Source organism: Methylicorpusculum oleiharenae, assembly GCF_009828925.2.
In the GTDB taxonomy this organism is placed as follows: domain Bacteria; phylum Pseudomonadota; class Gammaproteobacteria; order Methylococcales; family Methylomonadaceae; genus Methylicorpusculum; species Methylicorpusculum oleiharenae.
Genome location: NZ_WUTY02000001.1, coordinates 4,039,241 through 4,051,599, shown reverse-complemented (window position 1 = coordinate 4,051,599; position 12,359 = coordinate 4,039,241). Strand labels below are relative to the sequence as shown.

Annotated in this window: 3 protein-coding genes (1 of these 3 cut by a window edge); 1 reads left to right on the top strand and 2 read right to left on the bottom strand. The window is 50.7% G+C overall.

Annotated elements, in window-relative coordinates:
• Positions 1–684 (bottom strand): response regulator transcription factor, encoded by a 684-nt coding sequence (locus GO003_RS18190; protein ID WP_159656874.1) that lies wholly within the window; start codon positions 682–684, stop codon positions 1–3.
• 3 nt (positions 685–687) lie between these two features.
• On the bottom strand, positions 688–2,334 hold the full coding sequence (locus GO003_RS18185) for a sensor histidine kinase (RefSeq protein WP_159656876.1): 1,647 nt from the start codon (positions 2,332–2,334) through the stop codon (positions 688–690).
• 908 nt (positions 2,335–3,242) lie between these two features.
• Between GO003_RS18185 and GO003_RS18180 the strand changes: the two genes are divergently transcribed.
• Positions 3,243–12,359, top strand: partial view of an LEPR-XLL domain-containing protein gene (locus GO003_RS18180; RefSeq protein WP_159656878.1) — the beginning only. Its footprint extends 20,196 nt past the window's final position; 9,117 of the gene's 29,313 nt are visible here — the first part of the coding sequence; its start codon is at positions 3,243–3,245; its stop codon lies off the right edge, out of view.

Genomic DNA, 12,359 nt, shown 5'->3' with positions numbered 1-12,359 from the left:
CTAGTCGTTCTTTTTAATCCATAGCGTAGCAAAACGAAGTAATTCGATGCCAGTGCTAAGGCCCAGTTTTTGTTTGATATTGGCTCTATGTGCTTCAATAGTTTTTACACTCCTGCTCAGTTTTTCAGAAATTGCTCTTGTGCCGAAACCGAAACCGATCAGCCGCAAAACTTCAAACTCACGGATTGTAAGACTTTTAGTCGGATCATCGTTGCCCTGATCGTATGAATTTGAACTCATCCGGTCAAGAATCATTCTATGAATTTCATCGCTCACATAAAGTTCGCCTGCCAAAATCTGCCGGATAGCTGTTTTTATATCGATAGTCGCCCGGTGTTTCATGACATAGCCTCTTGCTCCCAGTTTAAGTGAGCGTTCAGCATAAAGAGATTCTTCATGCATGCTCATGACCAGGATGGGCAGATTGGGAAAATGCGTCAAAATCGATGTTATAAGGCTAAATCCGGAGGTACCTTGCAGGGAAATGTCGACAATCGCTAAATCATGGTGGCAGTTTTCCATTGCCAGCATGGCCTCTTCGGCATTACTGGCTTCGCAACAAAGGTGCATGTCTGCCTGCACATTCAAGACCTGGGCCAAACCCTGACGCACGATAGGGTGGTCGTCTACGATTATAATTTTCGCTTTGGATTGATTTGCATTGGCCGGAATATTTTCTGACATTCCTTACTCCACAGGCTTGAGGGGCCCATTAACGACTATTGCTGTGCCGCCGGACGAACTCAATTTTACGTCTAGCACTGCACCGATCAAGTCAGCTCGGCTGCGCATACTTCTAAGACCTAACGATTCAGCAGACTTGATATTATTGGTTTCCAGACCTATGCCATTATCTTCGATCAAAAACAAATAATGGTTACCGGATCGTGACAGATTAATGTCTATCCTTTGAGCTTTGCTGTGACGCAAGGCGTTGCAAACTGCCTCTTGGGCTATTCTGTATAGGTTTAATTGAGTATCTTTATCAAGTTGAAAGTCGTCAATGGTGGCTTTAACGAAACATTGGATATCGGACGAACTCTGCGAGTAAAGGGCAAGATGTTTAAGGGCTGAAGATAAACTGCCGGATTCCAGCGCGACCGGATAAAGTCCCCTGGCAAGCGAACGAACCATTGAAGTCGCCTCATCGAGCTGTTGTTTAACCTGCAGGGCCAGAGGCTCTTCGGATGCTGATTTCGCTGCCAGTATTTCGTGCAGAGATGTCGCCAATAAAGAGGCTCCGGTAAGTTGTTGGCCTAACCCGTCATGTAATTCCTGCCCAATGAGTTTCTGACGCTCTTCGCAAATCTGATTCATTTCAACATACAAAAGCTTGCGTTCGTCCAGTGTTGCTTGGAGTTTACAGTTGGCCAGCAGAAGATCATCCGTTCGACTCTTTACTTCCATTTCCAGATTTTCATTGGCAGATTGTAATGCATTGATAGCCTTGTGCCGCTGACCATTAACAGCAGCCAGTATAAGTCCGGTAACAGCGATAAGGTCGGCAAATAAGCACCACAGTATCAAGCTTTCTAGTTCATTGTCTGCGATAAAAGGGCCTGTGCCGTTCACCGTTCCATTGATAGCGAGGAGGGATGCAGCCAGAGCAACAATGGCCGCCCCCAACGAACCGAAGCGTAGCGCACTCCAAATGGCAAAAGGGAAAATTGCCAGTGATGTTGTAAAATTACCCAGCCCTGTTATCTTGACATTGCCGAAAATGATTTGCCCGACAATGGTTAAGGTCAGTGCCAAGATCGCAATCTCCAGGACTTTTGGCCATGAAAACACAACAGGAAAAGGTTTTTCTTTTGTTAGAACAAATCCGGTAAGAAGAGCCGGACTGATAACCAGAACCCCCATTCCATCACCCAGCCACCACGTCAGCCAAGTCGAGCCGAAATGGTCCAACGTGATTTCCTCTCCCGCCAACAGTCCCAAAGCACCAAAGGAAGCAGCCACCATTGTACTGCCAAAAGTTCCTATGGCTATCAATGCCATTACATCGGATACCTGGTCCAGCGCAATAGAAAATTGATGTTTGAATCTGAGCAAAAAAGCCCCCACTAAAGGCTCCAGCGTATTTCCCAAGGTAATCATTGCAAGGGTAATGAGCGGAACGTCCGTCCCGACATTAGCCATGAATGCGCCTAAAGCGATAGCAGGCCACATTCGATAACCACCGATTAGAGTGGCCGCCAAGGCAATGCCGCTGGGAGGCCATAACAAGGTGACTGTTTGGCCGATAACAGCGTATTTGAGACCCAGTTTAGCGGAGGCCAGATAGAGCAGACAGACGCCTAGTGACCCTAGAACATGTTGCCTGATTTTCATACGATAAGATTTCAACAGTATTGATGCCACATTGCTATTCGAGAGTGATCTATCGATTTTGCGGTCTAATTTAATTGGAATCTTAATCTTTGATAAGTGCTTTGTATATAAGTTAAAAACCTTAGAGGTTACTCATCAAACGATACTCCGGCATTTCAGTCATTCAACGTTCAGTGCGAAACACTCGGCTTGTTGTAGTTTGGGCAAGGCTTTGAATTTGTTTTGCTGTAAAAGGACTTAACGGCCTCCGGGATAGGGGATTCCCCTAGTTACGAATCAGGGAATTCCTCATTTTCTTCTGTACCGTTACATTGATAACCTATATGTGCTAGGAATTGGTCACAAACAATTAAGAAAGTAAGGATCCCCCGGATAATCCGCCAGGTTTATCTGAAGATAATCAGAAATTCGGCGTACTTTCTTGGAGTTTGTTTAATTGAACTTTTGTAACTATTCTGCCGAACAATAATACGAAGTTGAAGTGTCGTGTAGGTTAACGATAGCTAACCCAACATTTCAATGCCTTCTCGTAAATTGTTGGGTTGCAAAAAACAGGCAACCCAACCTACGCAGAATAATTACGAACTTTTTTCGTAACTACTCGCCCGCTTTGAATTAAGGGTGTAGGTGCTTGATTTCAAAGGACGCATCTATACGTCCCTGTAGTTCTCTGCAACATCACTGTTGCAGAAGCCTTTTCAATCAACCACCTACACCCACTAAATTTGGAGGGGGTGAGCAGATACCTTTTTTCAATTAAATGAATTCAATGGTTTGCACGATGCTTGGCACCATGCAGGATCGTTGATGTGTCTTATTTTTCATGTCAGATCGAATTTCCTGCAAAAACTACAACGCCCCTCCTTATGAAGGGCTGCCAAGAACGTTTTATACAGGAGATTATTGTCATGGCCCATCCATTCCAAAAAAAGAAAACTAATTTCAACGCGCTGATTGACAATAATCAGGAAGGAATTTGGTGGAAGAAAGCCTGGCAGCAAGGAAAAAAAGCGCTCGCAAAATCACCTAAAGACACACAGTCCGGAAGACTGTTGTTCGAGGTCCTGGAGCCTCGCATTCTGATGTCGGCTGATTTGTCTTATGGTACAGCAACCGATTTAACTTTGGCTTACCATGCCGGTAATGGCTCCGATCAAGACCCCGCTCAGTTCCGATTACTGGATGATACCCAAACGATTGTAAGCTCGGCAAATGCAATCGATGCGCTGAATGGTGGTATCAGTATTACTGGCACCAGCGGGGACGACATACTTAAGCTAGACATGGCTAGTCTGAGCGCATTGACCTCCGTGAGCCTGACATTTCTTGGTGAAGGGGCAGATACTCTCAGCGTGGAAAACGACGCCAATTTTGAACTGTCCGATTCCGAACTCCAGGTCGGCGGTGTCACTCTTTCATTGATCAATTCCGCCGATGATACCAGTTTCGAAAGCGCTGAGCTGATGGGTGGCAGCTTGGACAACCTGTTTACACTAAAAGGGTGGTCGGGCGATCTGACCGTCGACGGCGGCGCAGGCAACGATACCTTGCAGGGACCCGATGCCGACTTCGACTGGCAGGTGACCGCTGCCAACGAAGGCTATGTGACCGGTGGAGGTTTTTTCACGTCTATCGAAAACCTCAAAGGAGGTAGCGGTTCTGACGCATTCAAAATAGATTTGAGCGGTTCTTTGGACGGTTTGATTGATGGTGGTACGGGCGATAATGCGCTGGTGGCCGACAACGACGACAACGAATGGATTTTCACCGCCGCCGATGAAGGTACATTGAATGGTTTATCTTTCAAGAACATCAAAAATCTGATTGGTGGTACCGGGGACGATGCGTTTGCTGTTGAGGATGGTGCCACGATTTCGGGACTCGTTGATGGTGGTGCTGAAGACGGGGATGATACAGAAACGGAAGTCAATAGCATCAGCTTTGCCGCTTATACTGATCAAATAACCGTTGGCCTGCCAGATTCAGCGATCCAGGATCAGCAGGGCAGGGTTACTTCCGGCTCAGTCACTGTAGTCGGCGCATTTGCCAACATCGACAGTTTCGAAGGTGGCGCGTCTGATGATGACGAGGTAATCGGGCCGACGGAAAAGTCGGTAGTCTGGACGGTAAGCGGCGAGGATCAATTTTCGGTTGCCGAAATTTCCTTCAGCGACTTCCAGAATTTGACCGGTGCCAACAACAATACCGACGTATTCGTCATCGAAGGACTAGGAAACATAACCGGTACGATAGACGGCGGTACCGGCGGAAGCGATGGTTTGATTTTTATCGATCCGACCGACGACGAAACATACAAAGCTTATAACCCCAGTTCTTTGATCAACAACCAATCAGGGACCACATCGGGCGGCGATGCGTTTAGTAAAGCTATTGACTATGCCGGCATGGATTATGTCAATTTCTTCAATAAAACCGATCCATTAAATCCGATTATCTCCGGAAGTATTTTCAACGACACCATCACGGTGACAGAAGATCCGGATGTCGCTGGCGGTATTAAAATCAGTTATGCGGGCAACATCTATAAGTTGTCTCAACAAGAAGTAACCTCGCTGGTTTCCTTGCGCATCGACGGCATGGAAGGCAAGGACACCATCATCGTCGAACCGTTGCCGACCAATTTCACCGGCAGTCTTTACCTATACGGCCATCGGCTGCAACGCGCCGATCTGCTCTATCCGGACATGCCGGAAGACGACGTCTATCAGGACACCGTGATCTTTCGCGACAAGCGGACGACTGTGCAACGCGATTCCGGTGTTCCGAATGATCTGCCGTTGGCATCTTTAACGCCCTACTATCTGGAAGTGTTTGCCGACCACGTTCAAGTCGAGGACGGGGTTAGAATTCAAGCTGGCGACGACGGCATATTTTTCCGTAACCGCGATATCGGGGTTGCTACGTTCGAAAACCTATCGCCGATTCTCCCCACCACTCGCAGCGTCTCGGTCGACATTGGCAAAAATGCCATTCTGGAAGGCGGCGCCATCTACTTCGTCTTGCAGGCCGAAGATAAAAGCTTCAGCGACATAATCGGCGCCGGCAACGAGGTGTCCAAGTTTGTCATCGAGCCGCTGACCGGACTGCTGGAAGGCGCGGTATCGATGCCGGTCAAAATTCTGGTGAAAAAATCCGAGGCCAAGATCACGGTCAAAGAAGGGGCGCAATTGCTCAGCGCCGGTACCCTGGGGATGTATGCCACCGCGGTTTCCGATTCTTCCGGTGCCGCATCCAGTAGCTTGATCAGTATCGGCTACGCTCAAGCCAAGGCCTACGCAGACATCAACATCGCAGAAGACGTAGTGATCACGGCTGCAGATGCCGTCGTGATTACGTCCACCGCCAACGCCACCGCCAACATCAGCGCCTCAACCATCCGCGAGGTGTCCAGCACCCCCAATCCGGGGTCTAAACAAATCGCCCTGGTGATAGGGGTGGCTAATGCCGATGTCGAATCGTACGTGACCGTCGCGGAAGGCGCTGCCATCACCGCCGGCAAAACCGCCAATGTCACGGCCGGCGGCGACATCAATGCCGAGGCCAGCGCTGAAGCCGGCATGTATGCCGAAGGCGCAGCGGGGCTGGCTTTTGGAATTGAAATTTCCAATGCCGATATTCATACCATCGTCAATGGCAGCATTACCGCATTGATGGAGCCCGGTGCGGTGGTCAAGTTGGAAATCGACCCGACAGTTAAAGGTTTCGATTACAAATCAACTCAAACCATCAACCAATTGGAAAATGGCAAAGTTGTCAAATTGATGAATGATTTCAATGACGATTTACCGAAAGGTACGTTGTTGAAATATATCGGCAGCACCAGAAATGGTTCTATCGATTTAACACCGGAAGGAACAGGCGCTGGTTTTTCCACGACGGGTGAGAATTATGCCGACGACTCAATATGGGAAGTCAAAACACCCGATTTCGGCTATGTAGACTACGACTTCGACCGGGTCTATCTCGGCGATACTTCTCTCGTCACCGAAGATACCATTACGTACACCAACCGCCGTGGCACCAGCATTGGCAATATGGTCGATGGCCGCGAGTACTATGTGATTCAGGATGATGTTGATGGTTACTACAAGTTTGCCGAAACCGAAACTCAGGCGATTCGGGCCAGTTTAGGCTATGAATCCGGTAACATTGTCAATTTGATCGACCAATCCGGCTCAGTCATAGAAACCAATAACAACGAACGTAGCTTTGATGGTACCGATGTTGATGCCGATACCGATAGTATTTCCCTGCCTTGGGGCGGAGGTGTCTTCAATACCTTCGAGTTGGGCCAAGCGGTGGTTTACCACGAAGGCACTTCAGCGATAGAGGGGCTGGTCGATGGTAATACATATTATATAGCGGCTTCCACCAATCAAACCAATCTGCAAGGCAACACGCGCTTTACAGATAAACAAGTCATTGGATTGTCCGAGTCGGAAAACGAAGCGCGTGGCGGTATTTTGATTGATATAGGTACAGCAACCGGGACAGGTTATAAACTAGTAGCCAAACATGTGCTGGATTCCGATTTTGCCACAGGCATTGGCGTCGTCGCCAAACTCGGTGCTGAAAACAACGCCTCGGCCAGTGCTGGTTTGACGGCAGAAGACCCCAATCCCGGTTATTGGTCAAAGTTTACAAGCGCAGTCGAAACCAATCTGCCGAATCTGCTTTTGGAAAAGTTGACCAAAAAATATTCTGAAGCGCAAAAAGCCAATGCTGGTGCCAGCAACGAATTATCCGTGGCCGGTGCCTTGGCGTTTACTTTTGTCGAACACAGCGTACTGACCGATGTTGGCAGTAGCGCGGTCTTGAAATCCAACGAAGACCTGGAAGTCAAAGCTTTAATAAGTCAAAAATATACCCTGGGTGCGGAAAGCAATGCCGAGCCGACGCTCAACAGCGCGGATACCGTAGTCAGCGTTGCAGTCAACATCGGTATTATCAGTAATACGGCGATCGTCACCATACACTCCGATGCCAAAACCGGTGGCGGCTGGCAAGCAGCGACATTGGATGGGCTTCGTGCGACTAGGGTTATTTCCGATGTCACTTATCCGTTCCTGACTCGTTTTGACGAATATATTCCATTGTCTTGGGGTGAGTTTGTCGACGGCATCCGCAATGATGGCCTGGATGCCATTACCAAATATTTCAATTCGACCCTGGGCCTGAAAGACTCATTCTTTAATACGTGGGTCGCCAGTACCGCCGATGCGGAAAAATTAGGCATAGCCGGTTCTGTCAACATCATGGACCTGACCAATGTCTCCAAAGCCATTGTCGAGTCCGGTGTAGCAATCAATCAGGACGCGAGCTGGCATTTACCAGGATTGGTCAACGATCATCCCAATCAAGCTGAAAACCAGGGCGATCTGAAAGGAGAGGAGGTGGTTTCGATTGAAGCTACCAATTATCAGCAAACCATCAATATGACCGGTATTTTTGCCTTGCCCGGTTTGACGCTGGATGTGATTCCTAACCCCTCTGCCGATCCTAAAGCCTCCAAATTCAAACTTAAGAAAGAACTGAGTAAAAATGTACTTGGCACTGGCGGCTCAAAAGGCGGTGCAGGCGGATCGATATTCGTCAACGTCCAAAACAACACGACCCATGCCATCGTCGAAGACGATGCACAAATCTACAGTGGCGCCGATGGCGGCTTTAACATGAAAGCCGAAGAGGCGCTGTTCAATATCCATCTGGCCCAGTCAGCCGGCAAGGGCGGCGGTTTTGCGGTGGCCGGTTCGGTGGTTTATGCGGGCCAGGATAGCGATACGCTGGTGCAGGTGGGCGAAACCGCTCAAATTACCGGGCGTGATATGCGTCTTTATGCCGGCGATTTGACCACGACGGCGAGTTGGGCGGGCGGCGTTGCGGTGGGCGACGGTGTAGGCGTCGGATTCTCTTTGGCGATCAATGACTTTGACCGCAAAACCCGTGCCGTGATAGGTGATCCGGACGTGCTGACTGCCGTGGCGGGCGCGCCTGGCTCTACCTCTTACATTAATGTCACCGATAAAGTCGACGTCTTAGCCAAAGTGGATGGCGATTTATGGTCATTCACAGTGGCTGGTGCGGTGGCCAGCGGCGACTCCGGCGGCACACCGCCGCCGCAAGATTCACCGCTCAAAGCCTTGTCCCTATTGGGCGACAGTGTAGAGGCGCCCCAATCAGGTTTCGGTGCAGCTGCCGCACTCTCAGTCAATATCGTTAAAGACAATACCCAAGCATCGATTGTCAACGCTGGAAAACTTCAAGCCGGCAGTGTCACCGTGACCGCCACCGATGATTTCTTCCAGGTTGCCGTCACTGGCGGTGCCAGCTTTGCCAAAGGGCAAGCAGGAGCTTCCAGCGGTTCGACTTCCTTGGCCGGGGCATTCAGCTTCAATGATCTGGATGTGAAAACCCGTGCCTTTATTCTTGACACCGATATTGTCACGCCTGGTGCCTTAACGATCGATGCCAAACGCACCGGTGACTTGATCACACTGAGCGCGGGCGGTTCCATTGCCACCGGGCAAGGCGGTAAGGCCATTGCAGGTTCAGTTTCGATCAATTTGATTTTCAATGTCACCGAAGCCTATCTAAGCGGCGTCGATGCCGAGGTCGGCGGCGACGTCAGCGTTACGGCCAGCGACAACTCGCGGATCATTGCCGTCGGTGGCGGTTTGGCGTTTGCGTTGGGCGGCAAGATTGGTGTGGGTATCGGTGTGGGCGCCAATATTCTGGGGTCGGATGCCAAACCGACCATTACCCGTGCCTACATTTCTGATTCGACCCTGGTTATTGGCGGCGAATCGCTGAAGGTAACCGCAACCAACGAAAATGTGGACAGCGATGGTCGGATTTTTGCCATTACCGCAGGCGTCGGCGTGGCCGGTGGCCCGGATGCGACAGTGGGATTAGGCGCGATGTTGTCGGTGAATCTGATCACCAACACCACTGAAGCCTATGTGCGCAACACTAAAATCGACGAGGAACTCGACGACAACGGCGATCCGATAGACCCCAAACTCAATACCCGAGTTGAAGCGCGTGACGATTCCGGCATCATCGCCATTGGTGGCGCCGTTGGGGTATCGACTGGTAATGCCATTGGCGCGGCCATTGGCTATAACGAGATAGACAATGACGTTCGGGCTTACCTGGACGACGTGGAATTGACTGCCGACGGCACGCTCACTGTCAAGGCTACCTCCGATGCAGAAATCGGCGGCGTCGCGCTCGGTGTAGCGGTTGCTGCGGGCCCTAGCGGCAAAATTGCAGGCGCCGGTTCGTTGTTGATCAACCAAATTACTAACACCATTGACGCCCATATCATTGATTCGGATGTCACCGTGGGCGGCGATGTGCTGATCCAAGCCAGTGATAATTCGCTGATTGTCTCCATATCCGGCGGTATCGCGGTCGGTATTGGCAGCAAAGCGGCGATAGGCGCCGCGATTAGTTACAACCTCATTCAGAACAAAAATCTGGCTTACATCGAGTCTTCCACCGTTCATTCGACAACGGGTGCAGTAACCTTGTCCGCTGCCGACGAGGCCTTGTTGGTAGCATTGGCGGTTGGCGGGGCCGGCGCCCAAGATTTTGCCCTGGGCGGCTCGGTGATGGTCAACTCGATTGCCAATACCGTTGATGCGCATATTTCCAAAAACTCCGATGTTTTTGCGCGTACCGATTTAAGTGTCACCGCCAAGGAGTCTTCCTCACTGGTGGCGATAGGCGGCGGTATCGGCGTGGCGGTGAAAGGTTCGGCGATTGGTGCGGCGATAGCCTACAACTATGTGGGCGGTAGCTTCGATGATGCCAATCCCAATTTGATCAGCCGCGATTCCACTGCGGATAACAAAATCAGTGCTTATATCGACGATTCCAAAGCGGTCGCCGATGGCAACATTACCGTAGCCGGTGGTTTCGCACCACCTGTGGATGCGACTGCAGGACATTCCAGCATCACCGCCATGGTGGCAGCGTTCAATCCTAACGCGGCAAATGCCGTCGATTTGACGAGCAATACATTGACCTTTGCCACAGCCCACGGTTACGAGGATGGCCAGGCCGTGACCTATCGCAATGGCGGTGGCAACAGCATCGAGGGACTGACCGACGGCGAGGTGTATTATGTCAAGAAAATCGACGATTTCAGCCTGAAACTGCAAACCAAAAACCTGGAAGTGCAATCGTTCGATCCTTCCGATGACGACGTGATTGATCTAAACGCAAACACCATTACCTTTGCGGAAGATCACGGTTACCAGGACGGTGACGTCGTGGTGTACAACAATGGCTCTGAAGTTGAAACCGATAGTATCGGCGGTCTAAGCACTGTTACACAGTACATTGTTAAACGAGTCGATGCCAAAACCATTAAATTGCAGACCCAACAGTTTGGCGATCACGATAGTGATAATTCCACCCCGGATCAGGATTACCTGGAAGTCGTTAATTTAACCTCAACAGGTGTTGGCACCTACCACAGTCTGCACCATGAAAAGCTCGATGTGGTCGATTTGAACAGCAAGGGTAGCGGCGCTTCGCACAGCTTGAGGGTAACCCAGATTGCCATCGGCGACACACAAATCGCCCTGCCGGTGGAATTGTCATCCGGCATTACCTCAATTACCTTGGGCGGCGCGGGTGCGGCCAATTTTGCCTTGGGTGGATCGGTTTCTATTTCTTTCATCAAAAACAGCATCGATGCGCGGATTTCCAATGTCAGCGCGACCGAAAATCAAGTGATCAAAGCCGGCGGCAAACTGACCGTATCTGCCGATGACAGTTCGAAAATATTCGCCTTGGCCGGGGGCGTAGCCATTTCCGTGTCAGGGCCACAACAAAGCGGCCCCGGCGTAGGCGTCGGTGTCGCAGTAGCTGCAAATATCATTGATAACTCTATCACCGCCACAGTGCTAGATGCGCCCTTAAAAGCACACGGCGATATAGAAATCAGCGCGGATTCCGAAGCATCTATTAATGCCGTCACCTTGGCTGGCGCATTGGCGGCCGCGTTGAAAGCCGACACTGCAGTAGCGGTAGCCGGTGGTGGCAGTATTGCCATCAATGAGGTCGGCAATACCGTCGAAGCCTCTATTACTGGCTCGGATAGTGTCGAAAGTACTGCCGGCGATATCCGCGTGACCGCTGATGATATTGCGTCTATCGATGCTGTTGCGATTGCCGCAACCGTTTCCGCAGCCGTTAGTTTTAATTCCAGCGCGTCCATAGCCATCGGGTTTTCCCTGGGTTTCAATACTATCGATAATTCGGTGGATGCGTTCATCAGCGACGTGGATTCGGTCAAAACCCTGTTGGCGGACAAGGGCGTTACGGTTGAAGCCAACGCCAACGGACGTCACCGGTTTAATATTACCGATACCAGTTCGATCACTAGCCTGGTCAACGGCTTGGATGATGCATCATTTAAAGATGCTGACGACACAGAAACTGAAAATACCGACGAAGCGGCTGTCGATGCGACGGCCGATGCACTATTTTTGGCTACCCTTAAATCCACCTTTAAATCCAACGGGGTCAGCCTGAACGGCAAATCCGAAGACCTCAAAGTCAGTGCCTTAAAAGCCGGCAGCGAATGGATGGTCTTCGATGGCCGTTCCAGCTACCGAGTGGCTAAAGTGGTAGACAGCAACGGCAATACCCTGCGGCTGGAAGTGCGCGGTGGCAATATCCAGGCGGTATCGGTAGCCGCCTCGGTCGCATTGTCAGGCAGTCTGACTGGTTTAGGCGTGGCCCTCAGTGGCGCCGGCGCCGGCGCGGCCAATAATATTTTGACCGATACCCGGGCTTATATTGATGAGAGTTCCGTCAACAGCGCCGGCGACGTGCGGGTTGCGGCTGCCAATAATGCCGTGATCAATGCCACCGTGGTAGCGATCTCAGTGTCGGCGGCGGTAGGCAGTCAGGGCGGCGTTGCGGCTTCGTTGGGTATAGCGGTTGCGCGGAATCAGATCGGCTATGAGGCGGATACCAGCGAGACCTAC